Genomic DNA, 17,749 nt, shown 5'->3' on the forward strand with positions numbered 1-17,749 from the left:
TTCTATCCTTGTTAGCCAAGTGGGGCTTGGACTTGTTGTAGTGTTTGGCTGAGATTCAAAAAACGCGCTTGGCCTTGCGGTTGCTGGCAGTAGTGGCGCTTCAAATAAAATAGTGGTGAGTGAATAGAGTCTAGGCAGATATGACGAAAGGCGAAACTGCGCTCAGGCGACTCAATCGCTTCAATCAAATGAAAGAAAACTTGGCGTAGATACAGCTCGCACAACAAGATGTTTTCTTGAGCGGCATGCTTTTCATAGTAAGCCGAAAGCGTGAGTGCACATTCGATATACTCTCGAATTACAAACGGCTCATGGCCTTGAACTTGTTCTAATGAAGCAAAGCGATCCTGTGCTTTGTAAAACCTCGAATAGAGAACCTGCTGCTCTTTCATCATCATCTGCATCTCTTTATTGGATGTTAATGATAATTATTATCATGTATGATTTTAAAAACAACCCTTTGTTTCTCTTTTTATAAAGTGAGCAGAAAAAGAAAAAGCCGATACACGAAGTATCGGCTTTCTGGAGTCAGTACCTAATCCCTACAATGTAAGTACTGATTCATTTTTTTGCTAAACATCTTTGTTTAGTGGTCGTGCTTAGTGGTCGTGAGCTTCACCTGCACCTTTCGGGTAACGGATGTTCTCAACCATATCTTGTACATCTTGTGGTACTTCAGCAGTTACTTTGTTTACAGCAATCGATACTACGAAGTTTAGACACATACCTAGCGTACCGATGCCTTCTGGGCTGATACCAAACCACCAGTTTTCAGGTGTGCTTGCTGCTGGGTTAATGAACTTGAAGTAGATGATGTAGCTTGCTGTGAAGGCAATACCTGACAACATACCTGCAATTGCGCCTTCCTTGTTCATCTTCTTGTAGAAGATACCTAGGATAATCGCTGGGAAGAAGGATGCTGCAGCTAAGCCGAAGGCAAACGCTACTACCTGTGCTACAAAGCCTGGTGGGTTAATACCCAAGTAACCGGCACCGACAATCGCGACCATGGCTGCCAGACGAGCGGCTAAGAGCTCCTGCTTGTCGGTCATGTTTGGTCTGAAGCCTTTCTTCAACAAGTCATGTGAAATCGACGTTGAGATTACCAATAGTAGACCCGCGGCTGTTGATAGTGCGGCTGCTAGGCCACCGGCTGCAAGCAGTGCTACAACCCAGTTTGGTAGTTTCGCTAGCTCTGGAGAAGCCAGTACGATGATGTCACGGTTAATCTTCATCTCGTTGCGCTCATCGCCCGAGTAGAACATTTTGCCATCGCCGTTCTTATCTTCCCAACCTACTAGGCCAGTGCTTTCCCAGTTTTTGTACCAGCTTGGTGCGTCTGCTGCTGCGACACCTTGCATGTCTGGGCCGTTGATTGTTTCGATCATGTTTACACGAGCGAATGCTGCAACGCCTGGTGCTGTTGTGTATAGCAATGAGATGAACAGTAGTGCCCAACCCGCTGAAATACGAGCATCACGTACTTTTGGTACCGTGAAGAAACGAATGATTACGTGTGGAAGACCCGCAGTACCGACCATTAGAGCCGCACAGATGAAGAATACATCTACCATGCTCTTGTTACCTTCGGTATAGGCGGTAAATCCGAGTTCTTCGGTCAGTCCATCCAGTTTATCAAGAAGGTAAACATCCGTGCCTGATAGCGTAGAGCCCATACCAACTTGTGGAAGTGGGTTACCTGTCATCATGATTGAGGTAAAGATTGCTGGAACAAGGAAGGCGAAAATGAGGACACAGAATTGAGCTACCTGCGTATAAGTGATGCCTTTCATGCCACCCAGTACTGCGTAGAAGAACACAATACCCATACCAATGATGATGCCTAGGTTAATATCAACTTCTAGGAAACGAGAGAATACAACGCCCACACCACGCATCTGGCCTGCAACGTACGTAAACGATACGAAGATTGCACAGAATACCGCTACCATACGTGCCGTTTTCGAGTAGTAACGCTCACCGATGAAATCAGGAACCGTAAACTGACCGAACTTACGTAGGTAAGGTGCTAAACATAGCGCAAGTAGTACATAACCACCTGTCCAACCCATTAGGTAAACCGCACCGTCATAACCAACGAATGAGATGATACCTGCCATTGAGATGAATGATGCTGCCGACATCCAGTCAGCGGCGGTCGCCATGCCATTTGCTACTGGGTGTACACCACCGCCAGCAACGTAGAACTCACTAGTAGACCCTGCACGGGCCCAGATTGCGATGCCGATATATACCGCGAAAGTAATACCGACGAGAATAAACGTCCAAGTTTGAATATCCATGTTCTAGCCTCTAGTCTTCCTGTACGTTGTATTTTTTGTCGAGCGCATTCATGCGGACAACGTAAATAAATATCAGCGCCACGAAGGTGTATATCGAACCTTGCTGAGCGAACCAAAATCCTAGCTTGAACCCGCCAAACTGAACGGTATTGAGGGCATCCACAAATAAGATGCCAGCGCCGTAAGACACTGCAAACCAAACCGCGAGCAGTGTTCCCATAATTCCCAAGTTTTCCTTCCAGTAGGCTTGAGCATGTTCCGTAGATTCGAACGCCATTGCCTTCTCCTTTATTCCGTTTTCGTAGAAACCGTTTTTGTAAATGGCTGTGTTAACGTAATGTTACGATTTAGAATGTAGCAAGGATAAGTAAAGGGATCTGTGCAACTTTAGTCGGGACACTATTAGCGCTAATTCACTGAAATATGGGGGTTGGAAGGCATAACCATAGAAAAATTTGATGTTACAATGTTGTTAAATTAGCCTAAGGTCTAACAAAAGCGCATGAATTAGTATGCGAGTCATAAAATTTAACAACTAAATGACCGAGAAACGGTATTTAGTCCTGCATATGACACGAAGCGAAACATAAGTTTGTTATAGTATCAGCGGCACTTTTACCGACCGCGCCTTGCTTAACGGCAGAAGATCAACATGCTTAAAGCTCGGGTTTTATTCTTTGGGGGGACGAATTGGACGCAATAACTATTAACCACTTATTTTTAACTGGTGCGGTGCTCATCGCTATCAGTGTGCTTTTTTCGCAAGTGTCCTCTCGCTTGGGCGTTCCTATTCTTTTGATCTTCCTTTTCGTTGGCATGCTAGCCGGTGAAGATGGACCCGGTGGCATTAATTTTGATGATTACTCACTCACTTACTTGGTGAGTAACCTTGCGCTTGCTGTGATCTTGCTTGATGGCGGTATGCGAACCAAGGTCGCGAGTTTTAAGGTCGCTTTTTGGCCGTCTCTCTCGCTCGCGACAATAGGCGTGGCATGTACCGCGACTCTCACTGGTTTAATGGCCGCGTGGCTGTTCGATTTGTCATTGATGCAGGGCATCTTGGTTGGCGCGATTGTCGGCTCGACCGATGCGGCTGCGGTATTTTCTTTGCTGAAAGGGCAGAGCCTCAATGAGCGTGTTGGCTCAACCCTAGAAATTGAATCAGGCACCAACGACCCAATGGCGGTGTTCCTGACGGTGACCTTAATTGCGCTGCTGGGCACGCCTGATGCTGAAATGGGGATGAACTTCCTACTGAAAAGCTTTGCGATGCAGTTTGGTATCGGCACCCTTGTCGGCATTGGCGGTGGTTGGCTTCTATGGAGTCTTATCAATCGAGTGCAACTGGCTGACGGCCTTTACTCTATTTTGGTGCTCAGTGGTGGTGTGGCGCTGTTTGCGTTCTCTAACATGCTTGGCGGCAGCGGTATCTTATCGATCTACCTTGTAGGCCTGTTCATTGGTAACCGTCCGACGCGCTCTCGACACTCTATTCTTAATGTTCTTGATGGCATGACGTGGCTAAGCCAGATCGTGATGTTCTTGGTGCTGGGTTTATTGGTGACGCCATCAACGTTGATGGACATTGCTCTGCCTGCGCTAGCACTGGCCTTTGGTATGATTTTGTTTGCTCGTCCGCTGTCGGTTTGGTTGGGTTTACTGCCGTTCAGAAGCTTTACCACCAAAGAACGCTGGTTTGTTTCTTGGGTAGGTTTGCGTGGTGCAGTACCGATCATCTTAGCGGTATTCCCGATGATGGCTGGTTTGCCTAATGCTCAGCTGTATTTCAATATCGCCTTCTTCGTGGTTATGGTTTCGCTGATTGTGCAAGGCGGTAGCTTGATGAAAGTTGCAAGACTCGCTCAAGTGACTTTACCACCGACGCCAACACCGATTTCTCGTACCGGTATGGAGATTTATCCGACCAGTGAGTGGGAGATGTTTGTTTACAAGTTGAAAGACGAGAAGTGGTGTGTCGGTGAGCCGCTTAAACGCTTATCTATGCCAGAAGGGACGCGTATTACAGCACTGTTTAGACAAGATGCCATGCTTCACCCATCAGGCAGTACTGTGTTAGAGGCGAACGATATCTTATGCGTGCTTGGTCAAGACAAAGATTTGGACAGCTTAAGTTCGTTGTTCAGTGAGGCGCCTCTAGCAGAAGAAGCGGCACGATTCTTTGGTGACTTCTTCTTGGATGTTGAGCTATCAGTTGCGGCAGTGAGTGATTGTTATGGTATTGAACTTGGCTCGGAAGAAGAGCGAGAAATGACGCTAAAACAATTGGTTGCTCAAGAGCTTGGCACACACTCTGTATTGGGCGATAGCTTTGAGTGGCATGGCATTACTTGGGTAGTTGCAGAGATCGATGATCATAAAGTCGTCAGGTTGGGTTTATGTTTACCTAAGACGACTTTAGAAGAGGATATCAGTGAAGCTTAATTGTGGACTTCTTGTAGCAAGATAACCGCTTGAGTACGATTTTTTACATCCAGTTTACGGAAGATGGCTGTCATATGTGCTTTGATGGTCGCTTCCGAAACATTCAATTCATACGCGATTTGCTTATTAAGCAAGCCGTCAGAAAGCATCCCTAATACCTTGTATTGCTGAGGCGTCAGTGTGGAAATCTTTTCTGCAAGGTCGCTACACGCTGCATTATTGGTGATAAGCCCTTCAGGGAAGAACGGGTCGCCATTCAGCACTTGATTCAGTGCACTCACCAACTCACGCATATCACTCGACTTAGGAATAAAGCCAAAGGCACCGTGGCTCTTCACCTGAGTGACCACGCTAGCATCTTCACTGGCAGAAACCACCACAATCGGTAGATCGGGGTATTCAGCGCGAAGTTGAATTAAGCCTGACATGCCGTTTGCACCCGGCATTTTCAGATCGAGCAGTAATAGATCCGGCTCGTCTTCCTTCTTTAGCAGAGTCAGTAAGGCATCGAGAGAATCTGCCTCAAGCAGGTTCGCACCACTGATCGCCATATGAACTGACTGAAACAGGGCGTTGCGAAAGAGAGGGTGGTCATCAGCAATGATGATGGTATAGGTCGAGTCCATGACGTTCATACTTTTAACAATTTAGTTAATATTTATTATCATCCTGATTGAGTATGTGGACAATATCTATGCATTAAAAGTCTGAACCATATCGACTTTTATCCCCGGAATAAGAAAGCGTTACTCTGAATAGCAAAAAAGCCGCACTGCCATCTCGTTACGGAGGGGCGGTGCGGCTTTCGATTCGGCTTATATTTTAGTGAATATTGCCGTTATAGCTGGTGGTTTTGCATGTGTTTTAAGAATACATCAGCAGGCATAAAACCGGTTACACGAGCATTTGGAATATGGTTACCCTCGCCATCCCAGAACTCAATCGTCGGTAAGCCAAGTACCTGTAATTGTTTAAGCAGTTCAATGTCTTGAGGCATGTTTCTCGTTACATCTGCTTGTAGCAGTACGAAGTCAGAAAGCTTGTTCTCCACATCAGCTTGATGGAAGGTGTACTTCTCGAATTCTTTACACGCCACACACCAATCGGCGTAGAAGTCGAGCATCACAGGCTTACCGAGTTTCTTCGCTTCGATTAGCTGGATTTCTAACTCTTCAACCGTGTTGATGCGCGCAAATTGGATGTGCTGTTCTGCCACTACGCTCTTTTCTGCAAACCAGTAATTGAGCGCAGGTTGAGCTGATGCGAACAGGCCAAGCATCGCGATGATACCCACAGCGCTTTGCTTCCAGCCACCAAATGGCAGTGCATTCTTGCTGTGGTAAAGCCAACCAAAGGCGATGAAGCCAAGGCCAGACCAAAGCACGGTTGCCCACAATTCAGGAATGATTCGCTCTAGCAGGAAGATAGGCGCGGCAAGCAAGATAAAGCCGAATACGATCTTCACCTTGTCCATCCAGCTGCCCGCTTTAGGCAATAGCTTATTACCAAATACCGCAACTAAAATCAGCGGAATACCCATACCCATCGCTAATGCATACAGAGCAATCGCACCCGTTAATAGGTCGCCACTCTGAGCCACATACAGCAGCGCGCCTGACAATGGCGCCGTGGTACAAGGTGAACACACCAAGCCAGAGATAGCGCCCATTGCGAATACGCCCAAGGTATTGCCACCTTGCTGCTTGTTGCTTTGATTATTGAGCCAAGTTTGAATGCTGCTTGGCAGTTGCAGGTTATAAACGCCAAACATCGACATTGCTAACGCCACGAACAGAACACTCAGCGCGATCAGCACGTAAGGGTGCTGCATAGCGGCTTGGAACTGCATGCCTGCTGAAGCAACCACTAAACCCAATAAGGTGTAGGTTAACGCCATGCCTTGTACGTAAATAAACGACAGCATTAACGCGCGACCTTGGCTGAGCTTGCCACCACCTAAAACGATACCCGTTAGAATCGGATACATAGGCAGCACACACGGCGTAAAGGCTAAACCAACACCGAGTGCTAAGAATAATAGAGGGGTCCACCAACTGTCACCGAGCTTATCGGCTAAGCCTGCTTCTTTTGATACTGGGGCATTTGGCTGTTGAGTCGTGTTACTTACAACGTCTGCTTTTGGAGACGTTGGTTGCGTAGAAACATCGGTCTCGTTGCTAGCAGAAGATGAAGCTTGTGAGTCACTACCTTGCGAATTAGGAGAGCCTGTTGCTGTGAAAGGTTCAATGTCGATGACACGAATCTCTGGTGGGTAGCAGAAACCTGCGTCCGCACAGCCTTGATACTTAACGATCAGCTGTGAGCCATCTTGGTAACTCTGTAGAGGAACTTGCACGAATAAAGGTTGAGTATAAATGCTCACTTCACCGAAGAATTCATCTTGGTGTGGCTTACCATCTTCTAATTCAACATTACCGATAGCGAGATTTTGCCCGGTGAACGAGAGGCTATGTTGATAGAGGTAGTAGCCCTCTTTTACTTGCCAGTCGAGAAAAACTTTGTCGTCTTGCTGGTAGTAATTGAAAGGGAAAGCTTGGTCTACAGGGACAAAACCATTGTTATTGCCTCCGAAGCTTGGCTCGGCGTTGTCGTTCCCAAATAGCGCCCACGCAGGCTGGGTGAATAGGGAAACACAAACAAAAAGTAATGTGGCAAGTCGTCGCATACTATTTAGTCATCAAAATGGAGTTGAAGGTATCTTAACTCAATCAGACCGTAATAGTTTGCTATTAGTTTCATCGGCAAACAAATATCCCCTAAGGCGGGATAGCGATTTTATTGGGTAATCGAGAGGGGAGCTGCAATTCAACTTGAGTGACTTGCCCTTGTAAAATAGACATTTAAGCAACACCCAAGCGCGCTTTTACGACTTGTTCGCAAGCATCAATATTCATCGTATCTTTTGGAATAATAAGCACAGTATCGTTGCCGCCAACGGTGCCGATAATCTCGGTATGTGGGTCGATATCAACTAATCTTGCGACTAATTGCGCACAACCGGGATGAGTTTTTACGATGACCATCGCTTGGTTATGAGTGATGAATTCGATTTGCGAAGAGATGGATGCATCGACACGAACCGGTGCACTTTCAACCGTGATGCAGTAAACCTTTTTACCGCACGCATTCTGAATTTTGACAACGCCAAGCTGTGACAAAATACGAGATACGGTCGATTGGCTGATACCTGTATAACCAATATCGACGAGTTTCTCTCGCAGTTGATTTTGGGTCGAGAAGCTTTGTTGTTGTAGTAAGCGTTTGCACGCTGCAGTCAGTGTTTTATCTTCAGCTGAATACAAGCAACCGTGCTCAGTGATTGGGTTCATGAACAACTCCTTAAGGTCAACATGTGGTTATCGCTTGTCCATAGCGCCGAGCGTACTCCCAAAGCCGTAGAGTACGATTGTTAAATAGGGCTTACCGATGAATCCCGAAATAAAGAGGGAAGGTATGCGTGATATATGATCGTCTATCCATCGAGTCTACCACTAAAGGATAGTTATCTTTTTGAAGGGGATCACCAAATAAAATTCTAGTTAATTGCTTTTATTTTGGAGTTTTATTCTTTTGCTAAATGGATATTTATTCCAAGTTTGGCATAAATATCCATCGGTATTAGGGTGCTTTGGAGACCGTGATAATGGCGCTAAGGGTTAGCGAATTTCACTCATGATCTCGCGAGAGAATACTTTTTCACAGTAGTGACATTTTAGCTGCACGTTTTCCTGTTTTAGCTGCACTTTAAAGCTGCTTTCGACTGGCTCACCGTGTGAAATACAGTTGCTATTTGGGCAAGAGTAGACACTGTTGATTTGGTCTGGCAGCACTAATGTTAGCTTGTTCACCACCTTGTACTCTTCAATCTGATTGACCGTCGCTTGCGGGGCGTACAGAGCCAATTGGTTGGCTTGTTCCTTAGTCAGAAAGATGTTCTCAATCTTGATTAGGTCTTTGTGTCCCAGCGCTGATGATGGCAGATTCAATCCCATGGTGATGCGCTGCTCGGTCTTGTGCAATTTAAACAACTTGAGGATTTTGATCCCAAGGTGAGCAGGGATGTGGTCAATGACGCTGCCGTTACGAATGGCTTCTACTTGTAGCTGAGTTTGTTTAACCATGACTGTTTCTCCTGCTTATAAAGTGTCGTTTAGAACTAGGGCTAATAGGGCTTCGCGAGCATACACACCGTTTTCAGCTTGCTCGAAGTAGTAAGCGTGTGGCGTTTTATCTACGTCGGTTGTGATTTCATCGACACGTGGTAGTGGGTGAAGCACCTTCATGTTTTGGCGAGCGTCTTTCAGCGTATCAGCCGTTAGAATGTAAGCCGATTTCATGTGCGCGTATTCTGACGCATCAAAGCGCTCTTTCTGTACGCGAGTCATGTACAGAACATCAAGCTCAGGCACCACTTCTTCAATGCTGCTGTGGGTGCTGTATTGGATCCCCATCTCTTCCAGTTCTTCACAGATGTAATCCGGCATGGCTAACACTTCTGGCGCGATAAAGAAGAAACGCACGTTGTTGAATTTTGATAGTGCTTGCGTCAATGAGTGTACGGTACGGCCATATTTTAGGTCGCCGACGAATGCCACATTGAGATTATCAAGCGTGCCTTGAGTCTCGTAAATCGAGAACAGATCCAACAAGGTTTGCGTTGGGTGCTGATTGGCACCGTCGCCACCATTTACAATTGGCACACCGTTAGAGAACTCAGAGGCTAAACGTGCTGCGCCTTCTTGTGGGTGACGCATCACAAAGGCGTCAACGTAAGAAGAGATAACCTGCACCGAATCGGCAAGTGTTTCGCCTTTTTTCGCCAGCGATGTGTTACCGCCATTATCAAAACCGATGACCGTGCCACCTAGGCGTTGAACTGCGGTTTCAAATGAAAGGCGAGTTCGAGTTGAAGGTTCAAAGAAGCAACTCGCCACTACCTTATTTTTCAGCAGCTCTGGATTTGGTTCTGCTTTGAGTCTTGCGGCAGTATCGACGATAAGCTCCAGTTCATCACGAGAGAGCTCTGGAATGGAGATGATGTGCTTGTTAAATAACGAATGCGCCATAACGGGTCTTCCTTTTTCTATGCATACAGTCAAATTGCGGACAAAAAAAAGCCCCCTAAAAATAGGAGGCTTCGAAACGATCAATAGAGCAAAATAAAAATGACACCACCGCCACTCTTTGGCGTGTAGTTTGACAATTATGTGCGACAGAATTGCGGTTCATTTTTTGCTCTCTTTAGACAAATTGCGGAGGATTATACTCAGATAAAAAGGCCATGCAATACTTTCTGTAAAGTATTCATTTAATGGATTTTTATGCGAAATCTCATCCATTTCTAGCTTATATTTAAGCCTTTGTTGGAACTGAGAATCTCAGGCTTTTTGAGGTAATAATCTTTTCTAGTACGTGAAAAAAAATGCGGGTTTTATCCAAGGTCAAAACCCCAAGAACGCCACCCGCATTTCCCTGTTATTACACTTAGCTTGTCAATATCTTGCGAACAAGTGCGTGCTTAACTTTTTAACTTCGTAATTTATTAGCTGCCTAGTGTCGCAACCATTACTGCTTTGATGGTGTGCATGCGGTTTTCTGCTTCATCGAACACGATTGAGTATTCAGACTCGACCACTTCATCCGTCACTTCTACGCCATCTTTAAGCTGTGGATATTCAGCAGCAAGCTGTTTGCCGACGGTTGTATCTTCGCCGTGGAAAGCCGGTAGGCAGTGCATGAATTTCACATGTGGGTTGCCTGTTGCTTTGATCATTTCCATGTTCACTTGGTAAGGCATCATTAGGTTGATACGCTCAGCCCATGCTTCTTTTGCTTCGCCCATCGATACCCAAACGTCGGTGTATAGGAAGTCACAACCTTGCACGCCTTCTTGAACATCTTCTGTTAGCGTGATTTTGCCGCCAGTGTGTTCTGCGATTTCACGACATTGAGCCAATAGCTCTTCTTGTGGCCAGAATTGTTTTGGAGCAACAAGGCGAATGTCCATACCCATTTTCGCAGCGCCAACCATCAGAGAGTTACCCATGTTGTTGCGAGCATCACCTAGGTAAGCAAAGCTGATTTCATGCAGTTGTTTGCCACGGCCGTATTCCGTCATAGTTAGGAAGTCAGCAAGGATCTGTGTTGGGTGGAATTCGTCAGTTAGACCATTCCATACTGGAACTCCAGCGTAAGCGCCGAGCTCTTCAACGATTTCTTGACCGAAGCCGCGGTATTCAATGCCATCGTACATACGGCCTAGAACGCGAGCGGTATCTTTCATTGATTCTTTGTGGCCAATTTGAGAGCCAGATGGGCCTAAGTAAGATACTCGAGCGCCTTGATCGAATGCCGCTACTTCGAATGCACAGCGAGTACGAGTAGAGGTTTTCTCAAAGATAAGCGCAATGTTTTTGCCAGTCAGTGTTGGCTGTTCGTAACCGTTGTACTTCGCTTTTTTTAGCTCCATAGAAAGATCTAACAAGTGTTGAATTTCGCGTGGAGTGAAATCTAGTAGTTTTAGGAAGTTACGATTGCGTAGGTTAAAAGCCATGATGTATTCCTTCTTAGATTTAGGCGCTTTCTTGTTACAGGGAAAGAAAATTCAAGAAAGCGCGATTCAATTTTTGTGTATTAATTTCAGTTCAAACGGTGATTCAGTTTTCTCGCAAGGTTTGAAAAGCTCGCGAGTAGATTAATCTTTGGTGATGTTGGTGCCCGCCAAGCCTTGCAGGATTTGCAAACCATCTTCGAGTGCGCCGATACCTACAACCTTGCCGCCTTGCTGAATGAATTCGCACGATGCTTCAATTTTTGGTCCCATAGAGCCTGCATCAAATTCGAATTGCGCCAGTTCGCTTGGTGTGGTGCTGCGCAGTGCGTGTTGAGTCGGTTTGTCCCAATCAAGATAAACAGCGTCCGCGTCGGTCAAAATAAGCAGCGCATCCGCATCCAGTTGTTTCGCCAAGAAAGCCGCTGACATGTCTTTGTCGATAACTGCTTCAACACCGACTAATTTGCCGTTCTCTTTTTTCACTGGGATGCCGCCGCCGCCAGTACAAATTACGAGGTGGCCTGCATCGATAAGTTGGGTGATCGCTTCGTGTTCAACAATGCCAGTAGGGCGTGGGCTTGGCACAACGCGACGGAAGTGTTGGCCGTCTGGTTTGACGATCCAGTGGAATTTCTCCGCCAATTCACGTGCTTCTGCTTCTTCGTAGATCGGGCCAATCGGCTTAGTTGGATCTGCGAATGCAGGATCGTTTGGATCAACCGTCATTTGCGTCAACATGCACGAGATGTTGCGGTTAGGCAGATAGTTCTTGAACTCTTGCATCAGCATGTAGCCGATCATGCCTTGAGTCTCACTGCCCAATACATCTAGCGGATATGGATTTACTTTTTTGTATTCCAAACCTTGCAGAGCAAGTAGACCAACTTGTGGGCCATTACCGTGCACTAGAACCACGTTGTACACTTTTGCGATTTCAGAGATGGTTTTAACCGCAGTTTCAATATTACGGCGTTGAACATCGGCTTCTAACGGTTCACCGCGACGAAGTAGGGCGTTACCGCCGAGTGCAACAACAACAGTTTGCTTAGTCATAATTGTGTTCTCTCATTTTGGCCAAGCTGAGATTATTTAAGATCGTTCAGCTTGGCCGTTTTCGTCTTAGTGATTAGATACCATCACGCTCAATTGGGCAGCTCATGCAGCGTGCGCCACCGCGACCGCGGCCAAGTTCGTCTCCTGGAATCGGAAGAACCGTGATGCCTGCTTTGTCGTATTTTTCATTGGTGTATGTGTTGCCTTCGTAGCCAATCACGACGCCAGGTTTAACCGTTAGAACGTTGTTTGCATCGTTCCACTGCTCACGCTCTGCATGGAAGTTGTCACCACCGGTCGTGATTAGGTTTAGCTTGTCTACGCCAAGTGCTTTTTCGATAGCCGTTACGAAGTAGCCTTCTTCTTTCACTTTCACAGCGCCAGACTCATCGCCAGTTAGGTTCCAGCACTGCACGTCTTTACTTACCACTTCAGGGTAAACAGAGAACGTATCTTCGTTCATGTGCGTCATCACGGTGTCTAAGTGCATGCAAGAGCGGTGTTTTGGTAGCTGCATTGCGATAACTTGTTTCGCTTGGCCGTGTTTGAATAGGCTAGATGCTAAGTGCTCAACACCTTGTGCTGTTGTGCGCTCAGACATACCGATAAGAACGGTGCCACGACCGATTACAAGAACGTCACCGCCTTCAATCGTTGAGTTGTCGTAGCTGATGTTTTCTTCATCGCCGAAGTATTTAATGAAGTCTTGGCCTGCGAATGTTGGGTGCCAGCGGTAAATAGCGCGAACGTGGTTGGTTTCACGTTGACGAGCTGGTTTCGCCATCGGGTTGATGGATACGCCACCGTATACCCAGCAAGATGTGTCACGAGTAAATAGGTGGTTTGGTAGCGGTTCGATAATGAAGTCGGTTGGTGCGTGCATGCCTTGCATCATTGAAGATGATTTCATTGGCATCTCAGCGTAAGACAGACCGCCCGTTAGGATTTTTGCTAGCTCTAGGTTTGGTAAGTCGCCCAAGTAGCAACGCACGTCGTTAGCAAAAGTTTTGCCTAAGCGGTAATCAGAAACTTGATGATTCAAAAGCCAATCTTTCGCTTCTGGCACTGCTAGCGTGTCTGCTAGTAGGTCAGTAAGAAGAAGAACTTCAACACCTTGATCACGTAGCGTTTGAGTAAATGCGTCATGCTCTTTACCTGCACGCTCAACAGCCAGTACGTCATCAAATAGTAAATCGTGACAGTTAGAGGGTGTTAGGTGAGTCAGTGCGCGTCTTGGACGGTGAACTAGAACGCGGCGTAATTGACCTATTTCAGAACCTACATAGAACTTACTCATGATCGTCTCTCTCTTATATATTTGAATTACTTTTATCGCTAAGAGTAATTATTTATTTTCAGTTGAGAAGAATGAATTATTTATTCATATCTCTTGTCTGGAATTAATATTACGCCTGCTAGTCAGGTATTCTTAGAGATCTATCACAAATCGTTTTTTATCCCGCAGCCCTTTAAAATTAAGGGTTTTAACAAACTTTATGCACTTTCAGTCATGACTAATACATTCTAAATAGTTAGCGGTTAGGGAACTTTATGCACGCTTTTTTGATGAAACTTACTAGAATCTAATTTACGAGAGATTATATGCAGAATAGTTTTATTGATAAGAGTGTACTTAGCTTGGAAGTATGCAGTGTTTTTATTTAGATATTTAATTTTGGATGTGGAATTAATTATTTATTAACAAAGTAAATGCGAATAAAGCTGTTGTGATCACATTTTAAAACCGGCTGTTTAAGTGTGTTTTTTGATAAAAAAGGGTATTACCCCTCGTCTATTTATTAGGCTATAAATTACTTTAAATATAATTAACGCTAATAAGTGACTAACTATTTGTTTAAACATCATGGTTGAAAATAGAGTGTTATTTCATCAAGAAAATTGGATGTTTAAAAGTAGGATTGATTCTTCTATTGCGAGTGCTTGGGTTTGGCTGAGCTTTGCTACGAACAGAAAATACTTTGAATATCGCGTGTATGGCTTTGAGGAGCTGTTTCAGTAGCAGAGGGTTACTTTGAGAGGGAACAATAAAAAAGCCGCTGTGAGAAGCGGCTTTGAATGAGAAAGGAGTGAAGTGCTGGTAGTTAGATAAGCGCACCAATACTCAGTACAACAATGCAGAACACCATCAAGATACCGACTAGTGGCATCACCCACTTAACCCAGCGCACGTAAGGGACGCGAGCAATCGCCAAGCCACCCATCACCACCGCTGAGGTTGGGGTGATTAGGTTCACCAAGCCAGATGCTGATTGGTACGCAGTGATAACCAGGTCACGACCTACACCGGCAAAGTCTGCCAATGGTGCCATGATTGGCATGGTAAGTACCGCTAAGCCAGAGGTTGATGGCACTAAGAACGACAGTAGAATCTCTAAGAAGAACATAACGTTAATGAAGATAACCGAAGAAAGCCCCGTTACCATCTGTTCTGCAGAGAAGAGAATAGTATCGGTGATCATACCGCGGTCCATCACCACCACAATACCACGTGCAATACCTATGATGAGCGCAACGCCAAGTAGGTCGCGGGCACCATCAATGAAGCTGGTGGTAAACTCTTCTTCGCTCATGCGAGCCACAATACCAACGATGATGGTTGCTGCTAAGAACATCGCTGAGATCTCAGCCATCCACCATCCAGCAACGGATACACCGTAAATCATTACAGCGAACGAGCCACCAAAAATGGTCAGAATCAGTTTACGAGTCGCGGTGAATTCAAGTTTTTCGCCGCTCGCATTACCTAAGAAGTGTGCTTTGTTTTCTTCGTATTTGTCGTAGACAATTGATGTTGTTGGATCGGCTTGAACCATTCTTGCGTAACGCATCACGTAGGCAACACAAATACCCCAACCAATAATCAACATAGCAATGCGCAACACGATACCGTCTGTAAATGGAATACCAGAGGCGTTGGCAGCGATCACGGTTGCGAATGGGTTAATCGTTGAACCCAGCACCCCAATACCTGCGCCAAGCAGTACGGTCGCAGCGGCAACAAGAGGGTCAAAGCGAGCTGCCATCATTACCGGCACTAGCAATGTATAGAAGGGCAGTGATTCTTCCGCCATGCCGTAGACAGTACCACCTGCGGCAAACAGCGCCATCAGTATGGGTATCATCAACTCTTCTCGTCCTTCTAAGCGGGCGGTAACGCGCTCGATACCGGCATCAATGGCACCCGTTTTGGTTACTAACCCTAAGAAGCCACCAATGATTAAGATGAACAGCGAAACGTCGATAGCCGCCGCTTCATAGCTATTGTGGTCGTAGAAGCCGTCAATAGGCGCTAGCAGTACATCAATCACGCCTTGAGGGTTACCTTCTACCGCTTGATAGGTTCCGGTTACGGGTACTTCTCGGCCTAGCTCTTCATTCATTGCACGGTCGTATTGGCCTGCTGGAACAATCCAGGTAAGCAGTGCGACGAACGCAATCAGAATAAATAGAATGGTGTAGGCAGAAGGGAATTTAAAGTTGGCAAAGAAGCCGCCCTTTTTTTTCTCGCTTGGTATCGTTTGAGTTGTCATGGCTATCTCCTTACATCATCTTAAATAGAAGTGATGTGAATTAGCGACTAATGATTTATAGATTGTAAATACACGGACACTTATAAAGCACTCAACGATATAAAGTTGCTGACTTTAAATTAAGGTTGTTTTTATATTTACTAATCCAAATGAAGTTAGATTTAATTTAGCTGCGGTTATTTTATTCCTTACTTTGGTATTTAAGTTTGGTGCTGTTCACAAAAATAATGGCTAATGAACGGGCTGAAAAATGGTAGAAAATCGTCTAGGTTTTTTGGTTAGTTAGCTTGGATTAATATTCGTTGTGGATTAACTGGAAGTGGAAGGAGATTGATTTGATAGGTGTTGTTTATGATCGGTTTGAATAATCTTGGAATTTTATTCAAACTTTATTTTTAGGCGGTTTTTAAAGTTTATAATGGTTATTTGATGCGTATCAAATAACACATTGAGCAGAAAACAAAAAAGGAAGCCGAAGCTTCCTTTTTAATGTTCAATCACCAGCGAATGTTAGATAAACAGACCGCCGAATGCGAAGCCTAGTGCTACCGCAGTACTGATTGTTACCACACCTGGAATGAAGAACGGGTGGTTGAATACGTAGTTACCGATACGCGTTGAGCCTGTGTCATCCATCTCAACCGCTGCTAGTAGTGTAGGGTAAGTTGGAAGTACGAACAGCGCACTTACCGCAGCAAAAGAAGCAACGGCTGTTAGTGGTGCTACGCCAATCGCTAGTGCTGCAGGCATCAGTGCAACCGTTGTTGCGCCTTGAGAGTAAAGCAGCATAGAAGCGAAGAACAGAACAAGAGCCAGCATCCATGGGTAGTCAGCCAGTAGAGCGCCTGCTACGTCTTTGATTTCAGCTACGTGTGCGTTTACAAACGTTGAACCTAACCAAGCCACACCAAGTACACATACACATGCCGTCATACCAGAACGGAACGTTGGCGCAGAAGAAATCTTCGCCGCATCAATCTTAGTGAACATCACGATAGCCGCTGCTGCTGCCAGCATCACAGACATGATCGCTTCGTTACGACCTAGCGCTGGGTTTTCAATTAGGCCAACAGAGCTAGAGATAGCCGCTGCGTAACAAACCACGAAACCAATTGCTGCTAGGAAGATGTACGTTGCTTTCTTCGCCGTTGGTAGAATTTCGCGTTTCTCTTCTGTCGCCAGTTTGATTAGACCTTTCTCTAGACGTTCTTGGTAAACAGGATCGTCTTTCAGTTCGCTACCCATGTAGTTAGCAACAACCGCACCAACCATACAAGCGATGAAGGTTGTTGGGATACAAACCATCAATAGCGTTAGGTAATCAACACCAAATGGTGCCAGCATTGCTGCGAAAGCGACAACTGCAGCCGAGATTGGCGAAGCTGTGATAGCAATTTGAGAAGCGACAACTGCGATAGACAGTGGACGAGAAGGACGAACGCCTTGGCCTTTCGCTACTTCTGCAATAACAGGAAGCGTAGAGAATGCTGTGTGACCAGTACCCGCCATCAGCGTCATTACAAAGGTCACAATCGGCGCGTAAAAGGTGATGCGTTCAGGGTGTTTACGCAAAAAGTTTTCGGCAATTTGTACCAACCAGTCCATACCGCCAGCAACTTGCATTGCAGCAATTGCGGTGATAACTGACATGATGATCAAGATTACGTCGATCGGGATGAAAGATTGGCTTGTTGGAACGCCAAGAATAAGTGAAAGGGCAATAACACCAGCACCACCGGCAAAACCAATACCGATACCGCCAATTCTGGCCCCCAAAAAGATAAAGAGCAGGACGACAAACAGTTCTACTGCAATCATAAGTAACA

14 protein-coding genes are annotated in these 17,749 nt (G+C 45.7%); 1 reads left to right on the forward strand and 13 read right to left on the reverse strand.

Annotation, left to right across the window (positions count from 1 at the left end; translation table 11 throughout):
- Nucleotides 1-11: 11 nt before the first annotated feature.
- The 3 genes from OCV20_RS00930 to OCV20_RS00940 all read right to left on the reverse strand — a co-directional run bounded on the left by OCV20_RS00930 (nucleotide 12) and on the right by OCV20_RS00940 (nucleotide 2,580).
- Complete coding sequence (locus OCV20_RS00930; protein ID WP_081090254.1) at nucleotides 12-398, reverse strand: hypothetical protein; 387 nt, start codon at nucleotides 396-398, stop codon at nucleotides 12-14.
- A gap of 201 nt (nucleotides 399-599) precedes the next feature.
- Nucleotides 600-2,303, reverse strand: a complete 1,704-nt coding sequence (locus OCV20_RS00935; RefSeq protein WP_017062715.1) for a sodium:solute symporter family protein — start codon at nucleotides 2,301-2,303, stop codon at nucleotides 600-602.
- 10 nt (nucleotides 2,304-2,313) lie between these two features.
- Entirely contained in the window at nucleotides 2,314-2,580 is a 267-nt protein-coding gene (locus tag OCV20_RS00940; RefSeq protein WP_010435433.1) for a DUF4212 domain-containing protein, read from the reverse strand.
- Nucleotides 2,581-2,993: 413 nt separating this feature from the next.
- Between OCV20_RS00940 and OCV20_RS00945 the strand changes: the two genes are divergently transcribed.
- A complete protein-coding gene (locus OCV20_RS00945) occupies nucleotides 2,994-4,745 on the forward strand; it encodes a potassium/proton antiporter (protein ID WP_086775585.1) in 1,752 nt (583 codons plus the stop codon).
- Here the strand turns inward: OCV20_RS00945 and OCV20_RS00950 are convergent.
- From OCV20_RS00950 to OCV20_RS00995, 10 genes are all read right to left on the reverse strand, one after another.
- Complete coding sequence (locus tag OCV20_RS00950) at nucleotides 4,742-5,371, reverse strand: response regulator (RefSeq protein WP_048605445.1); 630 nt, start codon at nucleotides 5,369-5,371, stop codon at nucleotides 4,742-4,744. The genes OCV20_RS00945 and OCV20_RS00950 overlap by 4 nt on opposite strands.
- 212 nt (nucleotides 5,372-5,583) lie before the next feature.
- Nucleotides 5,584-7,431 carry a protein-disulfide reductase DsbD gene (locus OCV20_RS00955; RefSeq protein WP_086775584.1) on the reverse strand — a complete coding sequence of 616 codons (1,848 nt, stop codon included), beginning with the start codon at nucleotides 7,429-7,431 and terminating at the stop codon, nucleotides 5,584-5,586.
- Between the two features lie 175 nt (nucleotides 7,432-7,606).
- Complete coding sequence (locus OCV20_RS00960; protein WP_017063664.1) at nucleotides 7,607-8,095, reverse strand: arginine repressor; 489 nt, start codon at nucleotides 8,093-8,095, stop codon at nucleotides 7,607-7,609.
- Between the two features lie 327 nt (nucleotides 8,096-8,422).
- Complete coding sequence (gene pyrI, locus OCV20_RS00965; RefSeq protein WP_048605441.1) at nucleotides 8,423-8,887, reverse strand: aspartate carbamoyltransferase regulatory subunit; 465 nt, start codon at nucleotides 8,885-8,887, stop codon at nucleotides 8,423-8,425.
- A 15-nt stretch (nucleotides 8,888-8,902) separates the two neighbouring features.
- Nucleotides 8,903-9,832, reverse strand: a complete 930-nt coding sequence (gene pyrB / locus OCV20_RS00970; protein ID WP_004729720.1) for an aspartate carbamoyltransferase — start codon at nucleotides 9,830-9,832, stop codon at nucleotides 8,903-8,905.
- A 476-nt stretch (nucleotides 9,833-10,308) separates the two neighbouring features.
- Nucleotides 10,309-11,319, reverse strand: coding sequence for an ornithine carbamoyltransferase (locus OCV20_RS00975; protein ID WP_017063666.1), 1,011 nt, complete (start codon nucleotides 11,317-11,319; stop codon nucleotides 10,309-10,311).
- Nucleotides 11,320-11,460: 141 nt separating this feature from the next.
- Nucleotides 11,461-12,372 (reverse strand): carbamate kinase, encoded by a 912-nt coding sequence (gene arcC, locus OCV20_RS00980; RefSeq protein WP_086775583.1) that lies wholly within the window; start codon nucleotides 12,370-12,372, stop codon nucleotides 11,461-11,463.
- A 73-nt stretch (nucleotides 12,373-12,445) separates the two neighbouring features.
- Nucleotides 12,446-13,669 (reverse strand): arginine deiminase, encoded by a 1,224-nt coding sequence (gene arcA, locus OCV20_RS00985; protein WP_017062724.1) that lies wholly within the window; start codon nucleotides 13,667-13,669, stop codon nucleotides 12,446-12,448.
- Nucleotides 13,670-14,474: 805 nt separating this feature from the next.
- Entirely contained in the window at nucleotides 14,475-15,923 is a 1,449-nt protein-coding gene (locus tag OCV20_RS00990) for a YfcC family protein (RefSeq protein WP_017062726.1), read from the reverse strand.
- A gap of 510 nt (nucleotides 15,924-16,433) precedes the next feature.
- A complete protein-coding gene (locus tag OCV20_RS00995) occupies nucleotides 16,434-17,741 on the reverse strand; it encodes an anaerobic C4-dicarboxylate transporter (protein ID WP_017061168.1) in 1,308 nt (435 codons plus the stop codon).
- Between the last annotated feature and the right edge of the window lie 8 nt (nucleotides 17,742-17,749).

It is taken from the genome of Vibrio coralliirubri, assembly GCF_024347375.1.
GTDB classification, from domain to species: Bacteria; Pseudomonadota; Gammaproteobacteria; order Enterobacterales; family Vibrionaceae; genus Vibrio; species Vibrio coralliirubri.

What these genes read in the sequence shown, in the direction of transcription:
- OCV20_RS00930 (WP_081090254.1), bottom strand. Translation starts at nt 398, where the DNA reads ATGATGATGAAAGAGCAGCAGGTTCTCTATTCGAGGTTTTACAAAGCA.
- OCV20_RS00935 (WP_017062715.1), bottom strand. Translation starts at nt 2,303, where the DNA reads ATGGATATTCAAACTTGGACGTTTATTCTCGTCGGTATTACTTTCGCG.
- OCV20_RS00940 (WP_010435433.1), bottom strand. Translation starts at nt 2,580, where the DNA reads ATGGCGTTCGAATCTACGGAACATGCTCAAGCCTACTGGAAGGAAAAC.
- OCV20_RS00950 (WP_048605445.1), bottom strand. Translation starts at nt 5,371, where the DNA reads ATGGACTCGACCTATACCATCATCATTGCTGATGACCACCCTCTCTTT.
- OCV20_RS00955 (WP_086775584.1), bottom strand. Translation starts at nt 7,431, where the DNA reads ATGCGACGACTTGCCACATTACTTTTTGTTTGTGTTTCCCTATTCACC.
- OCV20_RS00960 (WP_017063664.1), bottom strand. Translation starts at nt 8,095, where the DNA reads ATGAACCCAATCACTGAGCACGGTTGCTTGTATTCAGCTGAAGATAAA.
- pyrI (WP_048605441.1), bottom strand. Translation starts at nt 8,887, where the DNA reads ATGGTTAAACAAACTCAGCTACAAGTAGAAGCCATTCGTAACGGCAGC.
- pyrB (WP_004729720.1), bottom strand. Translation starts at nt 9,832, where the DNA reads ATGGCGCATTCGTTATTTAACAAGCACATCATCTCCATTCCAGAGCTC.
- OCV20_RS00975 (WP_017063666.1), bottom strand. Translation starts at nt 11,319, where the DNA reads ATGGCTTTTAACCTACGCAATCGTAACTTCCTAAAACTACTAGATTTC.
- arcC (WP_086775583.1), bottom strand. Translation starts at nt 12,372, where the DNA reads ATGACTAAGCAAACTGTTGTTGTTGCACTCGGCGGTAACGCCCTACTT.
- arcA (WP_017062724.1), bottom strand. Translation starts at nt 13,669, where the DNA reads ATGAGTAAGTTCTATGTAGGTTCTGAAATAGGTCAATTACGCCGCGTT.
- OCV20_RS00990 (WP_017062726.1), bottom strand. Translation starts at nt 15,923, where the DNA reads ATGACAACTCAAACGATACCAAGCGAGAAAAAAAAGGGCGGCTTCTTT.
- OCV20_RS00995 (WP_017061168.1), bottom strand. Translation starts at nt 17,741, where the DNA reads ATGATTGCAGTAGAACTGTTTGTCGTCCTGCTCTTTATCTTTTTGGGG.